Origin of the sequence: Staphylococcus saprophyticus subsp. saprophyticus ATCC 15305 = NCTC 7292 (genome assembly GCF_000010125.1) — a bacterium.
Classification (GTDB): Bacteria; Bacillota; Bacilli; order Staphylococcales; family Staphylococcaceae; genus Staphylococcus; species Staphylococcus saprophyticus.
Window position 1 is genome coordinate 1,892,028 of sequence record NC_007350.1, and the last position, 18,669, is coordinate 1,910,696.

Sequence of the window (18,669 nt, forward strand, 5' to 3'; positions counted from 1 at the left end):
TATAAAGCTACCTGTTATGACTTCTTACACCTATCATAGTTAATTAATTACCATAAACATTTTACTTATTATATACGTCTATAAGCAATGTAGTAATATTTACATATCTACTTACCATTCACTATTTTTTTATTCACTTTATTATAAGACTGTACAAACTTAAAATATAAAAAATGAACTGGAAACCTACTTGGTCTCCAGTTCATTTTTAAATTATTGTAATAGACTATGAAATCATCTATTGGTGCGAGCGTTCTATCTCTTACGCAATTTATCTACTTTCCATAATCTGTATCAGGATTGAATCCAAATTTCATTTCATTTAGCGGCCAGAAACTGAATGATACCTTACCGACTATTTGATCTTCGTCAATTAAACCAAACGAACGACTATCTTTACTTACTTCACGGTTGTCTCCTAACACTAACAACTTACCTTTAGGAATTTTATTCTTTTCATCTACTTGATTGATATCTTTAGTTTCAAAGCTTCCTGTAATGTAATTATATTGTTTATGCTTCTTATTATAATCCAAGTAAGGTTCATCTACTTTTTTACCGTTAACGTACAATTCATCTTTCTTGTACTCTACGTTGTCACCTTCTGTACCAATCACACGTTTTACATAATCATTTTCTTTTGTAGCATGGAATACAACAACATTTCCTTTTTCAATGCCGCTTAAATTTTTAGAAAATAAATTTACAATCACACGTTCTCCATCTTTCAATGTCGGATCCATAGAGTCACCTTTAACTGTATACGGTTTAGCCACAAAGTTAACAATCAGCAATACTAATGCAACTGCTACTACAATGGATACAATCCATTCGATTATCTCTTTTCTCAATTTTTACACCTCGTCTATTTAATTGAAGTCTACCGTGAATTTTTTAAATGGGTAATATCTCATACTAACATTACCGATAATATCTTCTTTCTTAATATAGCCCAATATCCTAGAATCATGCTTATTCGTACGTTGATCATTGAGCACAAAATAAGCATTTGGTGGTATGATATCACTTTCAGAATTTTTTATATCCCTAAGTGATAAATTTTCTATGCTGTTTTGGGTAAAAGGTTCATCAACTTGCCTATCATCTCTAATAAGCTTACCGCCTTTAAAAGCAATCGACTGCCCAGGCTTGCCAATAATTCTACTATATTGGATATCATCACCATTACGATACATTATAATATCATTATTATCTAACAAATCAAATGTTGGTTTTATTTTATTTACAAATATACGATCATTTTCCTTTAGATTCGGAGACATTGTATTATCTTTCACCACTGAACCAGTAATAACAAAAGCTTGAATCAACAGTACTATAATAATCGCAATTATAATTGAAATCAAATGTTTTAATATTTTTCGCAAGTTGTCACTCCTCCGACGAACTCATAAAATGTTTCTCAATCTTCCTTCCAACGAACCAAACGATGATAATGACAACCACAATTGTAATCAATCGTGTTGGATTAGAGAATAAAGTCGTAATATCATTGCCTAACCAACCAACGAGTCCAATCATGATAAACTTAGAAATAATCAGCACAGTTAGATAAGCATGCGCTTTAATATGAGACATACTTGCAACGATATTTACGAGTGCACTTGGTGTAAATGGAAAGCACATTAAAATAAAGATAGGAATAACGCCTCTTCGATCGATAAAATGAATCAACCTCTGCACAGAAGTACGTTGCTGAACCTTTTTCATATACTTTGTATTATTTAATCTTCTGAAAAACAAGAAGACAATATAACTCCCTGCAACTGTCCCAGCCCAAGCTAATACAGTACCTATAAACCACCCAAAAGCATTGACGTTTACAATGATAAACACAATGATTGGTAAAATCGGAATAAAAGCTTCAATAAAAGGTAGCAGGAAACCTGCAATATAACCTAAACTACCAAACATATCAAACCAATGCTGTACTTGCTCCTCTGTCATTAAATCAACCCTCATTATAACTATTCTATATAATTATAAGTGTAAAGTTGCTTATTTAAAACTATAAAGTATTCAGCATATGATAAATCGGTCTCAGGAATGAGCTTGCTATCATGTATTAGATGTATGCATACGATAAAAATGCATAAAAAGAGTGCGACGCTATAAACGTCACACTCTTTTTCATTGTCATTACATATTTTAATGTAAGCAATCTAACTTCAAACTACTAGAAAATATTATAAACGTTTTTCTAATGCTTCTTTTTTATCTTCAAATCCTTGTTTACCTAATAAAGCGAACATATTTTGTTTATATGCTTCTACACCAGGTTGGTTAAATGGATTAACACCTAATTGGTAACCACTCATTGAACAAGCTAATTCAAAGAAGTAAACAACGTAACCAAATGTTTCTTCATCAAGACGAGGTATATTTAAAACGATATTAGGTACGCCACCGTCAGTATGCGCTAATAATGTACCTTCAAACGCTTTTGTATTTACTTCATCGATTGTTTTTCCAGCTAAATAATTTAAACCATCTAAATTATCACTATCTTCTTCAATCGTAATATCATGTTTTGGATTATTTACTTTAACAACAGTTTCAAATAAGAAACGACGACCTTCTTGTACATATTGTCCAAGTGAGTGTAAATCTGTTGTGTAGTTTGCACTTGATGGATAAATACCTTTGTAGTCTTTACCTTCAGATTCACCAAATAATTGTTTCCACCATTCATTGAAATATTGCATTGATGGTTCATAGTTAATTAACATTTCTGTATCATAACCTTTTGCATATAAAACGTTACGAATCGTTGCATATTGATAAGCAATATTATCTTCTAAATTCTCAGATGACAATTCTTCACGTGCTTTCGCTGCACCTTCCATCATTGCTTTAATGTCAATACCAGCAACTGCAATTGGTAATAAACCAACAGCTGTCAATACTGAATAACGGCCACCGATATCATCTGGCACTACAAATGTTTCATAACCTTCATTTGTAGCTAATTGCTTCAATGCACCTTTTTCTTTATCTGTAGTAGCAAAGATACGTTTTTTCGCTTCTTCTTTACCATATTTATTTTCTAAAAGTTGTTTAAACAATCTGAATGATACGGCTGGTTCAGTCGTAGTACCAGATTTAGAAATAACGTTTACTGAAAAATCTTTACCGTCTAGATAATCTATTAATTCTTGAGTATAAGTAGATGATAAGTGATTACCAACAAATACAATTTCAGGATATTCATCGCTATTTCTAAATGAAGAAGTTAGCATTTCAATCGCAGCACGTGCACCTAAATAAGAACCACCAATACCAATAACTACAAATACTTCCGAGTTGTCTTTGACCCGTTTTGAAGCTTCTAAAATACGTGAGAATTCTTCTTTATCATAATCAACAGGAAGATCAATCCAACCAAGAAAGTCGCTGCCTGCGCCAGTACCTTTATGGATAGTATTATGAATTGATTTAACTATATCTTTTTGTTGTTGTAGTTCATGTTCGCCAAAAAATTCTAAAGTTTTACCATAATCTAATTGAATATGCGTCATATTGAATTGCCTCCAGTGTTTTTAATTTCATTATTATTTTACTAAGTTTATTTTGACTATTCAAACAACTAGCCTATCGTTTATCAAAAATAATAGTTAAACCTTATCATCCAAGAATAATGAGCTTTATAGTTTATTCACTATTATATACATTACATTTCCCCTTCCTATAACATAAATTCATATTCAAAGCCCTATAAATCGACTTTCATACTGAAGGTCAAAATATTATATGCATATTTATGTATAATAATGGTTTTATTTTCATTCATCATCTGCTATACTATCCATATCAAATTCATAAAAAAGACAAATTCAATCAAATTAAATGAGGTGGCACTATGAAAGAGAAAATCGTATTAGCATATTCAGGTGGTTTAGACACTAGTGTGGCAGTTAAATGGTTATTAGATAAAGGTTATGATGTGGTTGCATGTTGCTTAGATGTCGGTGAGGGTAAAGATTTAGAATTAGTACATCAAAAAGCATTAGATATGGGGGCTATAGAATGTCATATTATTGATGCTACAGAAGAATTCAGCCAAGATTATGTATCGTATGCAATCAAAGGCAATCTAATGTATGAAGGAACATATCCTTTAGTATCAGCATTATCAAGACCTTTAATTTCAAAAAAACTCGTTGAAATTGCTAGCAAAACAAACTCAGTAGGTATTGCGCATGGATGTACAGGTAAAGGAAATGACCAGGTACGTTTTGAAGTTGCAATTAAAGCATTAGACCCTGAATTAAAAGTATTTGCACCAGTAAGAGAATGGGCATGGAGCCGTGAAGAAGAAATCGATTATGCAATTAAGCATAATATTCCAGTCCCTATTCAACATGATTCTCCTTATTCAATTGACCAAAATTTATGGGGTAGAAGTAATGAATGTGGCATTCTTGAGGATCCTTATGCTACACCACCAAAAGATGCATATGATTTAACAAACGAATTAGAAGACGCGCCAGATGAAGCCGAAGAAATTGTACTCTCTTTTGAAAAAGGTATCCCTGTCTCTTTAGATGGCACAGCTTATAAATTAAGTGAACTCATCTTAGAATTAAACAAACTCGCAGGTAAACATGGGGTTGGTAGAATAGATCACGTAGAAAATAGACTCGTTGGTATCAAATCAAGAGAAGTCTATGAGACACCCGCAGCAGAAGTAATTATGAATGCACATAAAGCGCTAGAAACAATAACACTGACAAAAGATGTTGCACATTTCAAACCAGTTATTGAAAAACAATTTTCTGAACAAATATATAATGGCCTATGGTTCTCTCCGCTTACAGATAGTTTAAAAATATTTGTTGATAGTACACAAGCACACGTTACTGGTGATGTACGTCTTAAATTGTACAAAGGCAATGCTATCGTCAATGGTAGACAATCACCTTATACGTTATACAACGAAAAATTAGCAACTTATACAAAAGAAGACGCATTTAATCAAGAATCCGCAGTTGGTTTTATTGATATCTTTGGTTTACCTACAAAAGTCAATTCAATGTTACACGGTGGCTATAAAGATGAGCAATAAAGCATGGGGTGGTAGATTTAGCGAGCAACCTGAGGATTGGGTTGATGAATTCAATGCCTCTATCCACTTCGATAAGACGTTAATTCAGTATGATGTGCAAGGGAGTATTGCACATGCAAAAATGTTAGCGAAACAAGATATCATTACAGATTCAGACTGCGACCAAATTATTGAAGGTTTAAATGCCATATTGAAGGATTATGAACAAGATAATTTAGAATTGGATACTTCGTTAGAAGATATTCATTTAAATATTGAACATGAATTAATTAAGCGTATTGGTGATGCTGGAGGTAGATTACACACTGGTCGTAGTAGAAATGATCAGGTTGCTACAGATATGCATCTCTATACAAAAGCTGAAGTCAATGCTTTGATTGAATTAATTACACAGTTTCAACATACAATTGTAAATACTGCTGAATCGCATATTAACACTATTATGCCAGGCTATACACATTTACAAAGAGCACAACCTATTTCATTCGCGCACCATATACTAACTTATTATTGGATGTTGGAAAGAGATAAATCACGTTTTCAAGATAGTTTAAAACGCATTGATATTTCTCCTTTAGGTGCGGCCGCATTAAGTGGTACTACCTATCCGATTGATCGTCATGAAACGCAATCACTTTTGGATTTTAGTGCCATATATGAAAATAGTATGGATGCTGTGAGTGATAGAGATTATATTGTTGAAACATTGCATAATATTTCATTAACAATGGTACATTTGTCACGTTTTGCTGAGGAAATTATTTTTTGGTCTTCAGCTGAAGCAAATTTTATTACCTTATCAGATGCTTTTTCAACTGGCTCATCCATTATGCCTCAAAAAAAGAACCCAGATATGGCTGAACTTATAAGAGGCAAAGTTGGACGTACAACTGGTCACTTGATGAGTATGTTGATGACACTCAAAGGTCTACCTTTAGCATACAATAAAGATATGCAAGAAGATAAAGAAGGATTATTTGATGCCGTTCACACCTTAAAAGGATCATTACGCATATTTGACGGTATGATAGATTCAATGACAGTTAATGTCGAACGTCTACAACAAACGGTATACAATGATTTTTCAAATGCGACTGAACTCGCAGACTATCTTGTGAATAAAGGTGTCCCTTTTAGGAGCGCACACGAGGTTGTTGGTAAAATTGTGCTTTGGTCTATTCAACATAATATATATTTATTAGATGTTCCTTTAGAACAATATCAGAGTGCAAATGAACTGATAGAAGCGGATATCTATGATTATTTAAAACCAGAAAATTGTGTAAGCAGAAGAATTAGTTACGGTTCGACGGGTCAATCATCGGTACAACAACAACTCGACATCATTCATAAAGAACTCAGTGACTAAACATGCATAGATTTTTAATATGTCATTAGGTCACATATAATAGTTAGAGTCTGGGACAAAAATAGATGTTCCAGACTCTTCTTCAATTAGGTAATAGATGACTAGGAAAACTCTATTAGAAATTTGAGGTTCAGTTTCATCTTTATTTTAAAAGTTTCCATTGTCTTCACTTTAGATTCTATAACTATATATTTCTTTTAAAATTGTAAGCTTAAAATTAATTTTATTTATTTTGAATTATAATACTGTAAATTCTATTCTCATCCCCCTCTTTTTTATGTACTGTGAGCATATAGTTCATATTAAGGAGTGTCGTCATTATGAAACATACACATAAGCTAATCGTTTCTAGTATAACTGCTTTAACATTATCGGGTTTGTGTACTTCATCATTTATTGAAGCTTCGGGAAACGGTAATACCTATACAGAACAGTCAAACACTACAAAGCAACAAAGCGGGTCTAGTAATCAATCACAACATAACCAAAAGAAAGTACAAAATTTGACAGGCGAAAAATTCACGACAATTGCACACAGAGGTGCGAGCGGATATGCACCGGAACATACTTTTTTCTCATATGATAAGAGTCATAATGCCATAGGTGCCTCATACATAGAAATTGATTTACAGATGACTAAAGATGGCCATTTAGTTGCAATGCATGATGAAACAGTAGATCGTACAACAAATGGAACAGGTAGAGTGGATCAATATACATTAAAAGAATTAAAACAATTAGATGCTGGCAGTAAATTTAATAGCCAAAATCCGCAATATGCTAATTCAAATTATAAAGGTGCAAAAATTCCAACCCTAGATGAAATTTTAGAGCGTTATGGAACATCAGCTAATTACTACATTGAGACAAAATCGCCTGATGTTTATCCAGGTATGGAAGAAAAATTATTGGATTCCCTTAATAAACATCATATGTTAAATAAACAATCACTTAATAATGGTCAAGTTTTAGTACAATCTTTTTCACAAGAAAGTTTACTTAAAATGCAGAAACTAAACTCAAATGTGCCATTAATCCGTTTACTTGATAAAGGTGAATTATTAGCTTTATCTCAGCAAGATTTTAATGAAATTAGAAATTATGCAATTGGTGTAGGCCCTGAAGCCTCTGATTTAACAAAACAAAATGTTAAAAATCTTAAAAAAGCTGGTTTACTTGTACACCCATTTACAGTGAATGACCCAGAAGATATGAAGCGATTGAATCATTATGGTGTTGACGGTGTATTTACAAATTATCCAGATCTATACAAACAAGTAATAAATGAAGGAGAACAGAATAAATATTAATTTTTGTTTATTCCTTTATTTTTAAATCCATTAAACAACATACGAAAAAACGACAATTGCTGATAAAAACAGCAATTGTCGTTTTTGTTATATCTGTATTGGCTTAAGCCCAACCACGGTAACGTGCAGCTTCTGCCGTACGTTTAATACCTACAATATATGCAGCTAAGCGCATATCAATTTTTCTATTTTGAGATAATTCATAAATTGTGTCAAAGGCTGTTGTAAGCTTTTCACGCATTTTCGTGTTAACTTCTTCTTCAGACCAATAATAACCTTGGTTATTTTGCACCCATTCAAAGTATGAAACTGTAACTCCACCAGCACTTGCTAATACATCAGGTACGAGTAGAATATCACGTTCAGTTAATATGCGTGTTGCAGCTGGTGTAGTTGGTCCATTTGCCGCTTCAACAACAATATCAGCTTTAATATCATGAGCATTGTCTTCAGTAATTTGATTCGCAATGGCTGCAGGAACTAAGATATCACAATCAATTTCAAATAATTCTTTATTTGAAATTGTTTCATCAAATAAGTTCGTAACCGTACCAAAACTATCTCTTCTATCTAATAGGTAATCAATATCTAAACCTTCTGGATCATGTAGTGCACCATACGCATCTGAAATCCCAACAATTGTTGCACCCATATCATACAAGAACTTAGCTAAGAAACTACCAGCGTTACCAAATCCTTGGATGACAATACGCGCACCTTTAAGATTTAGTCCTCTTCTTTGTGCCGCTTGTTCGATAGCAATGACAACACCTAGTGCAGTAGCACGGTCACGTCCTTGTGAACCACCTAATACAATCGGTTTACCAGTGATAAACCCTGGAGAGTTAAATTTATCTAGCGAACTATACTCATCCATCATCCATGCCATAATTTGAGAGTTTGTAAATACGTCTGGTGCTGGAATATCTTTTGTCGGTCCAACAAATTGAGAAATTGAACGAACATATCCGCGAGATAGACGCTCTACCTCATGAATACTCATTTGACGTGGATCGCAAACGATACCACCTTTACCACCACCGTATGGTAAATCTACAATGCCACATTTCAATGTCATCCACATTGATAATGCTTTAACTTCTTCTTCATCAACGTCTGGGTGGAAACGAACCCCACCTTTTGTTGGTCCAACAGCGTCGTTATGCTGTGCACGATAACCAGTAAATGTTTGTACAGTACCATCATCCATACGTACAGGAATTCTAACTTGTAGGAAACGTAAAGGTTCCTTTACCAAATCATACATACCATCGTCAAATCCCAATTTATGCAATGCTTCCTTAATAATTTGTTGCGTAGAAGTAACTAAATTATTATTCTCAGTCATGATTCATTTCGCCTCTTTTTCGTTACTAATGATTTCGCTTTCATGATAATTGTAACATAAGATTTACCTTTTTAAAGGGGTTTCAGAACATATGTTACAGAAGTGTGAATTTACTCAAAAACACTTCTAACTTTGTCTAATGCAAAGTCTAATTCTTCCTTAGAAATAATAAGTGGTGGTGCAAATCTAATTACCGTATCATGCGTTTCTTTACATAATAAACCTTGCTCTTTTAAAGATTCACAGAATGGTCTTGCTGCTTCATTAAGTTCAATTCCGATAAACAATCCACGTCCACGTACTTCTTTGATTGCTGGGTGGTCTATTTTTTCTAATTCTGATTTAAAATAATCACCTAACTCTAAAGAACGTCCTGGTAAATCTTCATCGATAATGACATCTAGCGCTGCATTTGATACTGCACAAGCAAGTGGATTACCACCAAATGTTGATCCGTGTGAACCAGGTGTGAATACACCTAATACTTCTTCATCTGCTAATACCACTGAAATTGGCAATACACCGCCACCTAAAGCTTTACCTAGAATATAAACATCCGGTTTTACATTATCCCAATCTGTTGCAAATAATTTACCTGAACGTCCAAGACCAGCTTGAATTTCATCAGCGATAAATAAAACGTTATGCTCATCACATAATTCTCTAATTTGTTTCAAATAACCTTCTGGAGGTACATTAATACCTGCTTCTCCCTGTATCGGCTCAATCAGAATAGCTGCAGTATTTTCATTAATTGCTGCTTTAACAGCCTCAATATCACCAAAATCTACTTTACGGAAACCATCTAATAACGGGCCATACCCACGTTGGTATTCAGGTTCAGACGATAAGGAAACAGGCGCCATTGTTCGACCATGGAAGTTACCATTGAAAGCAATAATTTCTGCCTTATCTGGTTGTATATTTTTAACATCATAAGCCCAACGACGTGCTGCTTTTAATGCAGTCTCAACTGCTTCCGCACCAGTGTTCATCGGTAAAGCTTTTGCTTTGCCAGAAAGCTTACAAATTTTTTCATACCATTCACCTAGATTTTCACTATGGAAAGCGCGTGAAACTAATGTAACTTTATCCGCTTGTTCTTTCAAAGCTTGGATAATTTTAGGGTGTCTATGACCTTGGTTTACAGCTGAATATGCAGATAACATATCCATATATTTATTTCCTTCAGGGTCTTTGACCCATACGCCTTCCGCTTCCGAGATAACAATTGGAAGTGGTACATAGTTTTGTGCACCATAATGATTTGTTACTTCAATGATTTCTTCTGATCTTGACATGATATCTCCCCTTTGTAAAAATTTAAGAGCAAAAATGACTCCTAAGCAATACTCACTCATAGCATAACGTATTTACACGTGAACTGAAACTATTTTCTAAAACAGCTTACTCAATCACTGTTCAACGTCTTAAATACGCTATTTTTTGCATTGTTAAATTCATATATACAATTGTCAAAATTATGTAAGCCCTTACATATATAATGACATAATCCTAACTATGATTACAAGAAAATTTCCTTAAATTTAAAAATAAAATTAACTATTATTATTTTTGCATTTAATTGTATGTTTAAGCATTATATTCGTAAAAAAAACGCATAAATCTTCTGGATTCATTCATCAGAAAATTTATGCGTTCAAATGTGTTATTTATTTGTTATCTGTTCTTGGTAATGGGTAGAATCCTCGATTGAATTGATCCCATAAATTTGGTGGTAAATGATGTCTATCTTTTCTTTCAGGATCAAATTGTGAAATGATTTCATCTTCTTTACCGTCTTTAATTTTACTAATAAAGTTGTGATCTAGTAATATTTCTCTACCTAAAGCAATAAGATCAACTTTCGTAGACTCAATTGCTTCAATTGCTTGATCAGCAGTAAAGATTGAACCAATTCCAATTAATGGCATACGGCCGTCCATCCATTCTAATAATAATTGTACACGTTCTTGACCTTTATATTTACCTTCACGTGTTTTAGAATGTATATCCATTAATGATACATGTAGATAGTCTAATGGTTTTTCAATTAAATGCTTAACCAATGTTTCAGTAATTTCCATGCTTATACCTGGAGATTCTGCTTCTTCTGGTGAAAGTCTATAGCCAACAATAAAATCTTTACTACCATACTTTTTAACCGTTTCGGTTACTTCATCAATCACTTCTGAAGCGAATTTCAAACGGTCTTCTCCCCATTCATCATCACGACGGTTGTAATAAGGTGAAACAAATTGATGAATTAAATAATGGTTGGCACCATGAATTTCTACGCCATCGAATCCAGCATCAATGACTCTCTTCGTTGCCTCTCCAAATGCTTTAATTGTTTCTTTAATTTCATCTACTGTAATTTCACGTGCATGGTGTTCTTCTTGCTCACCAAAACTTTTCATTGAAATCGGACTAGGTCCAGCAACATCTCCACCCGGTGTTAAATTAGGTAATGATTGTGCACCACCGTGATGAATTTGAACAATTGCTTTAGCACCATTTTTCTTCATAGCTTGCGCTAAACGTTTTAAACCTTCTAAATTCGAATCATGTGCAACAGATGGTTGACCAGGGAATGCTTTTCCTAAATCGGTAACGTTACTCGCTGCGGAAATGGCTAATCCTACATCTTTTGAGCGTTGTTCCATATATACGACTACTTCATTAGAAATAGAGCCATCATCATTAGATGATACATGTGTTAATGGCGCTAATACAAAACGATTATCTAATTCAACTTTATTCGGTAAAGTTAATTTTTCAAATAATGGTTGGAATTTTTGATTCATGTTTACTGTTCCTCCTAAATGTACTTTTAAAAAGTTTGGATAATTTTTAATACTTTTTTATTTTAGCTACCTCAGTTTTAATTTAAAATAAATATGCTCACGCATATATTTTTGTATAGCCATATTCGCATACTTTAAAACAAATACTCACTTTATTGTCACATTTACTAAAATGTTATAAACAAAAAAGCTGCCATTTCAATCATGAAATGGCAGCTTTTTCAAAAGATAAATTACTCATCTTTAATCGCGTTTTTGGACTGCTTTATCCAAACCGGTAAGCGTTCTTTAATTGTTTGAAACCCATATCGTTCGGTCTCTTTAATTTCATCTAACACTGACTGTTTTTCTTTCTTACGTTCATAATTTTTAAAATAGTCATTATCTTTTAAAGAAAGATTCAGTTTACCTTCATCATCAATTGAAATCACTTTCGCTCTTACAATTTGCCCTTCTGATAAAAACTTTTTTAAATTATGGACGTAATCATCCATAATTTCAGAAATATGAATTAAACCTTCAGCATTGTCAGGGGTTTCTACAAAAGCGCCATACGGTTGAATACCAGTCACACGAACTTTGACATGTTGACCTACTTTATAGTGATTATTCAACGTGATAACCCCTTATTTCGTTTTTCTTAACACTATTATAATAGCATACATTATACGATGGCACTAATATTATAGTAGAAAAATTCCACATTTCATTCATAGGTAGACATAAATCAGTGGTTCATCATGATTACAGCAATGGATAAAACATACGTATGCCACACTGATTATTATTGCATCAATATATTACTGCCAACGACGTCTATGACTTTAAAAGTCGTCGATAAAAAAGCCTAGATATACCCATACGATTTATTGGGTTTATCTAGGCCTTCAATTCGTACTTTAATTTACAATGTCATTCGTATTATTCGACTATTTCAATTGAATCGATTGTTATATCATGTAATGGTTTATCTTGTGGTCCTACTTTAGTGTTTGCTATGTCTTCTAAAGTATCCTTACCTTCGATCAGTTGACCAAACACTGTATGTTTTTGGTCTAACCATGGTGTGCCACCCGTTTCAGCATATGCTTTAACGATTGGCTCTGGCCAACCACCGTCAGCTAACTGACTCAACATTGATTCAGGTACTTCATTCATTTGTACGATAAAGAATTGTGAACCATTCGTATGTGGACCAGCATTTGCCATAGATAACGCACCATAAATATTAAAGGCTTCTTTTGAAAATTCATCTTCAAAAGGTTCACCATAAATACTTTCTCCACCCATACCTGTAGCTGTTGGGTCGCCACCTTGTACCATAAAATCATTAATGACACGATGGAATGTTACACCATTATAGTAACCATTTTTCGCATGTGTCACAAAATTTTCTACAGTTTTTGGTGCTACATCAGGTAATAGTTTAAAGGTCATATCTCCTTTATTTGTGTGCATAATCAATTTAATTTCATTACCATTAATTTCTGTATTTAACTGAGGATAGTTCGTCATTTTTATTCTCCATTTCATGTTAAGATGATATATGTATTCTAACATAAAAGAAGGGATGGAATGAATTATGTTATATCGTTTTTCACATAAAACTGGCAGTTACGGCGTTACCATTAAGGAAGAAGATGAAAATCAAGTACTCGTACAAGTTGAACAAGTCATTAAACACCCTAAACAAGGGGATTTACATAATCCAACAGAAACAGAAAATGTTTTCTTTCACGAAAGAAAAGCACTGAGTCAATATGAAAAGCGTTACACTAAAAAATCGCATTTAAGACCTTTTAATGTAGAACCATTACCATATAAAGTATCTTTACAACAAGCTATTACACATTTAGAAGAAAAATTAAAAGCTGAAAATACATTGCACGCAACAATGTCGCTTGAAAATCTACAGCGTCTCAAAGCAGATTATTCACTTCAATATAAACAAAATTTTGAATAAAAATACCGTGTTTCTTCTTATTTAACAACACATATATTTCAAGTCCTTCAAGGCTTAAACACGTTTTTCAGAACTCTTCAATTCATGTATAATGAATTTATAATAAATTTTAAAAGGAGGAAAATATAATGAGTTTGTTACATATAGCGGTACTATTACCGCTGATATTTGCACTCATTATTCCATTTGTATATCGGTTCTATAAACGGATACATTTAGGATGGTTTGTGTTACCTATCCCCGTCGTCTTATTTATATATTTTTTATCATATATTTCAACAACGATGTCAGGCAATACCATTATGGAAAAAGCAAATTGGATGCCGCATTTTGGTATGAACTTTAATTTGTATGTAGATGGTCTTGGTTTATTATTCAGTTTACTTATAACTGGCATTGGCTGTTTAATTGTACTGTATTCTATAAGCTATTTAAGTCGACAAGAGCAATTAGGACATTTTTATTGTTACCTATTGCTTTTTATGGGTGCAATGTTAGGTCTTGTATTATCTGATAATTTAATTATCTTATATTTATTCTGGGAATTAACTTCATTTTCAAGTTTCCTTCTTATTTCATTTTGGCGTGATAAACAAGCCTCAATTTACGGAGCACAAAAATCAATGCTCGTTACTGTATTTGGCGGTTTATCACTTTTGGGTGGTATTATCTTACTTTCCATTGCCGGTGGAACAACAAGTATTCAAGAATTGATAAATAATGCCTCAGAAATCCAAACAAGTCCATTTTTTATTTTCTCTATGATTCTGGTATTAATTGGTGCAATGACTAAATCTGCACAATTTCCATTTTATGTTTGGTTACCAGATGCGATGGAAGCACCAACACCTGTTAGTGCATATCTTCACTCAGCAACTATGGTTAAAGCTGGGCTTTACTTAGTGGCACGTATGACACCTATATTCGCAGTGTCTCAAGGTTGGATTTGGACAGTGACTGCTGTTGGCCTCATCACACTATTTTGGGCATCATTAAATGCAACAAAACAACAAGATTTGAAAGGGATACTCGCATTTTCTACTGTATCTCAACTAGGTATGATTATGGCAATGCTCGGTGTAGGCGCAGTAAGCTTTCATTTTGAAGGTGCTGAAAGTCAAATTTACATCGCAGCATTTACGGCAGCCATCTTCCACTTGATTAACCATGCTACCTTTAAAGGTGCACTATTTATGATTACTGGTGCTGTTGACCATTCAACTGGTACCCGTGATGTCAAAAAACTGGGCGGTTTATTAACCATTATGCCTATTTCGTTTACCATCACATTAATCACTTCTTTAAGTATGGCAGGCATACCGCCATTTAATGGTTTTTTATCTAAAGAAAAATTTTTAGAAAGTATGATCGAAGTTACTAATGTAAACTTATTTAGTTTAGATACACTCGGTATTTTAATTCCAATTACCGCTATTATCGGTAGTGTGTTTACATTTGTATATTCAATAAGGTTTATTGGCCAAATTTTCTTAGGTAGTTATAAAGAAGATAAATTACCTAAAAAAGCACATGAAGTTTCACCATTAATGCTCATTTCTCCGTCAATTTTAGCCATTTTAGTTATCGTATTTGGGTTATTCCCTGCGATACTTTCAGGTTCTATTATAGAACCCGCGGTGAATGCAATTGGTCAAACAACAAATTCGACAGCGGAATTTCATATGTTCCATGGCTTTACACCAGCCTTCTTCTCTACATTAGGCATTTATATTGTTGGTATTGTATTAATCATTACATTCAGTTATTGGATTTATTTATTACAAAAACAACCAACTAAACTGACAATTAATTACTGGTATAACAAATTTGGAGATGTAACACCTAGATACTCTAGCAAATTTACAGATACGTATGTTACTGGATTCACACGTAATAATTTAGTCATTATCTTTGCATCTCTCATTGTTATTGCCTTAGTTACATTATTAGTTACACCTTTCAATATTGATTTTAAAGATGTCAGTGCGATACGTCCTTTCGAATTAATTATTGTAGTGCTCATTATTACAGCAGCTTCAATGATTATTTTCGCTAAATCCAGACTATTCAGTATAATTATGGCCAGTGCTGTCGGTTATTCTGTTGCTATATTCTTTATTTTCTTCGGTGCCCCAGACTTAGCACTTACACAATTTGTAGTTGAATCCATTTCTACTGCATTATTCTTATTATGTTTCTATCATTTACCTAATCTAAATAGACATAAAGAAACACGTTCATTCAAATTGGTTAATATTGTTATTTCTGTTGGTGCTGGTATTGTCGTTACCGTACTTGGATTAATCGCTTATGGTAACAGACACTTCGGTTCTATCGCAGAATTTTATAAAACGCATGTCTATGACTTAGCACATGGTACAAACATGGTTAACGTCATATTGGTTGACTTCCGTGGTACCGATACATTATTTGAGTCTTCCGTGTTGGGTATTGCTGGATTAGGTGTTTATACCATGATTAAATTACGTGCGAAAAATGATAAATCTGATGAAGGGGGTAAAAACGTTGAACAGACAGAAGAATAATTTAATTTTTCAATATTCAGCAGTTGTTATCTTCTTCCTCATAGTAATGTTTGGTCTATCTTTATTCTTGGCCGGACACTATACACCAGGTGGTGGTTTCGTTGGTGGTCTATTGTTATCAAGTGCCCTCGTTATTATTACGGTCGCTTTTGATATTAAAACAATGCGTAAGATATTCCCTTGGGATTTTAAAATATTAATCGGTATCGGCTTATTATTTTGTTTAGCAACACCAATGGCAAGTTGGTTTTATAATAAAAACTTCTTCACGCATACGCCGTTTGAAATTCCATTAGGTATTTTACCACCAATGGAGATGCACACAGCTACTTTCTTTGATTTAGGTGTTATGTGTGCAGTTGTAGGTACAGTAATGACTATAATCTTATCGATTGGAGAGAATGAGTAATGGAAATATTGATGATTTTCGTATGTGGTATTCTCACTGCAATGAGTGTCTATCTCATTCTTTCTAAGAGTTTGATACGCATTATTATTGGGACTACATTACAAACACATACTGCAAACTTATTTTTAATTACAATGGGCGGTTTAAAAAAAGGTGAAGTACCTATATATGAGAAAGGTATTACTTCTTACGTTGATCCTATACCACAGGCATTAATTTTAACCGCTATTGTTATTTCATTTTCAGTCACAGCGTTTTTCTTAGTACTTGCTTTTAGAAGTTATAAAGAATTAGGCACAGACAACGTAGAAAGTATGAAAGGAGTGCTAGAAGATGATAGAGAGTAACTTAATCATTTCATTACTCGTCATACCAATGATTACTATTATCGCACTCATTTTCATTGGTAAACGTCCTAAAATCAAACGTTATGTTGCCTTAGCAGGTACAGCATTAACTTTAATATTCGCTTTTATTAATTTAAATAATGTTTTAAAAGATGGTCCAATTACTTTAGAGCTTGGTTCATGGGATGCACCTTATAGTATTGTCTTTGTACTTGATATATTCAGTGCATTACTTGTCATCACAAGCCTCATCGTCACAATGCTCATCATTTTATATTCCTATCAATCTGTAGGTATTGAACGCGAAACATATTACTATTACTTCGCTGTTATGTTTATGCTAACTGGAGTCATAGGCTCATTTATTACCGGCGATATATTTAACTTGTTCGTATTCTTCGAGGTATTCTTGATGGCTTCCTATATTCTCTTAGTTATTGGCGGCACAAAAGTACAATTGAGTGAGACGATTAAATATGTTCTTGTAAATGTGACTTCTTCAGCATTCTTCGTTATTGCTGTAGCTATGCTTTATTCAGTAGTAGGCACGTTGAACCTTGCTGATATCAGCGAAAAGTTAAGTCAACTACCATCACAAGATAGTGGCATTGTAACCATTATATTTATTTTATTTATCTTTGTATTTGCTACAAAAGCTGGTGCTTTTCCAATGTATATTTGGTTGCCAGGTGCTTATTACGCACCACCTATTGCAATTATTGCCTTCTTCGGTGCCTTATTAACTAAAGTAGGCATATATGCCATTGCTAGAACTGCCAGCCTATTTTTTAGAGATACATCGAACTTTTCATTCTATACTATACTGTTTCTCGCCCTACTCACAATCATCTTTGGTTGTGTTGGCGCCATAAGTTACTTTGATACTAAAAAAATCATACTCTATAATATCATGATTGCTGTAGGTGTCATTCTTGTCGGTGTAGCGATGATGAATCAAACTGGTATGATGGGCGCGATTTACTATACGCTACATGATATGTTAATCAAAGCAGCCTTATTTTTCCTAATTGGTGTCATGTATAAAATTACAAAAACACATGACTTACGTAAATATGGCGGTCTTATTAAAGACTACCCAGTGCTAGGTTGGACTTTCTTTATAGCAGCACTTAGTCTAGCTGGTATTCCCCCTCTTAGTGGATTTTATGGTAAGTACTATATCGTTCAAGCTACTTTTGAAAAAGGATTTTATTTAAGTGGTATTGTAGTCTTACTTTCAAGTCTGGTTGTACTTTATTCTGTGATACGAATCTTTTTACAAGGGTTCTTCGGTAAATCAGAAGGTTATCAAGTAAATCCTAAATTACAATATAAAGGGATTCTTACTGTATCCATTGTTGCTGTCGTTATTTCTGTAATATTTGGACTTTCTGCAGATTGGTTACAACCAATCATTAAAGATGCAGCAGAAACGTTTTACAATCCAAGTGTATACACTGACAGCGTATTGGGGGGAAAATAAA

Annotated in this window: 17 protein-coding genes; 8 read left to right on the plus strand and 9 right to left on the minus strand. The window is 33.5% G+C overall.

Annotated features, from left to right (window positions below):
• Nucleotides 1-275: 275 nt before the first annotated feature.
• The 4 genes from lepB (SSP_RS09095) to SSP_RS09110 form a co-directional block, all read right to left on the minus strand.
• Entirely contained in the window at nt 276-851 is a 576-nt protein-coding gene (lepB, locus tag SSP_RS09095; RefSeq protein ID WP_011303505.1) for a signal peptidase I, read from the minus strand.
• 18 nt (nt 852-869) lie between these two features.
• Nucleotides 870-1,388, minus strand: coding sequence for a signal peptidase I (gene lepB / locus SSP_RS09100; RefSeq protein WP_011303506.1), 519 nt, complete (start codon nt 1,386-1,388; stop codon nt 870-872).
• A gap of 4 nt (nt 1,389-1,392) precedes the next feature.
• Entirely contained in the window at nt 1,393-1,968 is a 576-nt protein-coding gene (locus SSP_RS09105; protein WP_011303507.1) for a TVP38/TMEM64 family protein, read from the minus strand.
• 239 nt (nt 1,969-2,207) lie between these two features.
• A complete protein-coding gene (locus tag SSP_RS09110; RefSeq protein WP_011303508.1) occupies nt 2,208-3,539 on the minus strand; it encodes a glucose-6-phosphate isomerase in 1,332 nt (443 codons plus the stop codon).
• A 341-nt stretch (nt 3,540-3,880) separates the two neighbouring features.
• On the opposite strand from SSP_RS09110, the gene SSP_RS09115 reads away from it, so the two are divergent.
• The 3 genes from SSP_RS09115 (at nt 3,881) to SSP_RS09125 (ending at nt 7,765) form a co-directional block, all read left to right on the plus strand.
• The gene (locus SSP_RS09115) at nt 3,881-5,086 is read left to right on the plus strand and encodes an argininosuccinate synthase (protein ID WP_011303509.1); all 1,206 of its coding nucleotides are present in this window, start codon (nt 3,881-3,883) and stop codon (nt 5,084-5,086) included.
• The gene (argH, locus tag SSP_RS09120) at nt 5,076-6,455 is read left to right on the plus strand and encodes an argininosuccinate lyase (RefSeq protein WP_011303510.1); all 1,380 of its coding nucleotides are present in this window, start codon (nt 5,076-5,078) and stop codon (nt 6,453-6,455) included. Before SSP_RS09115 ends, argH begins: the two co-directional genes overlap by 11 nt.
• Nucleotides 6,456-6,775: 320 nt before the next feature.
• Entirely contained in the window at nt 6,776-7,765 is a 990-nt protein-coding gene (locus tag SSP_RS09125) for a glycerophosphodiester phosphodiesterase (RefSeq protein ID WP_011303511.1), read from the plus strand.
• Between the two features lie 103 nt (nt 7,766-7,868).
• On the opposite strand, the gene SSP_RS09130 is transcribed toward SSP_RS09125, so the two are convergent.
• The 5 genes from SSP_RS09130 to SSP_RS09150 all read right to left on the minus strand — a co-directional run bounded on the left by SSP_RS09130 (nt 7,869) and on the right by SSP_RS09150 (nt 13,435).
• A complete protein-coding gene (locus SSP_RS09130) occupies nt 7,869-9,113 on the minus strand; it encodes a Glu/Leu/Phe/Val family dehydrogenase (protein ID WP_011303512.1) in 1,245 nt (414 codons plus the stop codon).
• Nucleotides 9,114-9,223: 110 nt separating this feature from the next.
• On the minus strand, nt 9,224-10,414 hold the full coding sequence (locus SSP_RS09135; RefSeq protein ID WP_002483795.1) for an ornithine--oxo-acid transaminase: 1,191 nt from the start codon (nt 10,412-10,414) through the stop codon (nt 9,224-9,226).
• 372 nt (nt 10,415-10,786) lie between these two features.
• Complete coding sequence (locus tag SSP_RS09140; protein WP_011303513.1) at nt 10,787-11,920, minus strand: NADH-dependent flavin oxidoreductase; 1,134 nt, start codon at nt 11,918-11,920, stop codon at nt 10,787-10,789.
• Nucleotides 11,921-12,153: 233 nt separating this feature from the next.
• Nucleotides 12,154-12,534, minus strand: coding sequence for a S1 domain-containing post-transcriptional regulator Ygs (gene ygs / locus SSP_RS09145; RefSeq protein ID WP_002483797.1), 381 nt, complete (start codon nt 12,532-12,534; stop codon nt 12,154-12,156).
• Between the two features lie 307 nt (nt 12,535-12,841).
• Nucleotides 12,842-13,435, minus strand: coding sequence for a peptidylprolyl isomerase (locus tag SSP_RS09150; protein ID WP_002483798.1), 594 nt, complete (start codon nt 13,433-13,435; stop codon nt 12,842-12,844).
• Nucleotides 13,436-13,499: 64 nt separating this feature from the next.
• On the opposite strand from SSP_RS09150, the gene kapB reads away from it, so the two are divergent.
• The 5 genes from kapB to mnhD1 all read left to right on the plus strand — a co-directional run bounded on the left by kapB (nt 13,500) and on the right by mnhD1 (nt 18,668).
• Nucleotides 13,500-13,883 (plus strand): sporulation phosphorelay system protein KapB, encoded by a 384-nt coding sequence (gene kapB / locus SSP_RS09155; RefSeq protein WP_100217402.1) that lies wholly within the window; start codon nt 13,500-13,502, stop codon nt 13,881-13,883.
• A gap of 128 nt (nt 13,884-14,011) precedes the next feature.
• The gene (locus SSP_RS09160) at nt 14,012-16,429 is read left to right on the plus strand and encodes a Na+/H+ antiporter subunit A (RefSeq protein ID WP_011303514.1); all 2,418 of its coding nucleotides are present in this window, start codon (nt 14,012-14,014) and stop codon (nt 16,427-16,429) included.
• Nucleotides 16,410-16,838, plus strand: coding sequence for a Na+/H+ antiporter Mnh1 subunit B (gene mnhB1, locus SSP_RS09165; protein WP_011303515.1), 429 nt, complete (start codon nt 16,410-16,412; stop codon nt 16,836-16,838). The genes SSP_RS09160 and mnhB1 overlap by 20 nt, the downstream gene beginning before the upstream one ends.
• Complete coding sequence (gene mnhC1, locus SSP_RS09170; RefSeq protein ID WP_002483802.1) at nt 16,838-17,185, plus strand: Na+/H+ antiporter Mnh1 subunit C; 348 nt, start codon at nt 16,838-16,840, stop codon at nt 17,183-17,185. The genes mnhB1 and mnhC1 overlap by 1 nt, the downstream gene beginning before the upstream one ends.
• Nucleotides 17,172-18,668 (plus strand): Na+/H+ antiporter Mnh1 subunit D, encoded by a 1,497-nt coding sequence (mnhD1, locus tag SSP_RS09175; RefSeq protein ID WP_011303516.1) that lies wholly within the window; start codon nt 17,172-17,174, stop codon nt 18,666-18,668. The genes mnhC1 and mnhD1 overlap by 14 nt, the downstream gene beginning before the upstream one ends.
• Nucleotide 18,669 lies beyond the last annotated feature (1 nt).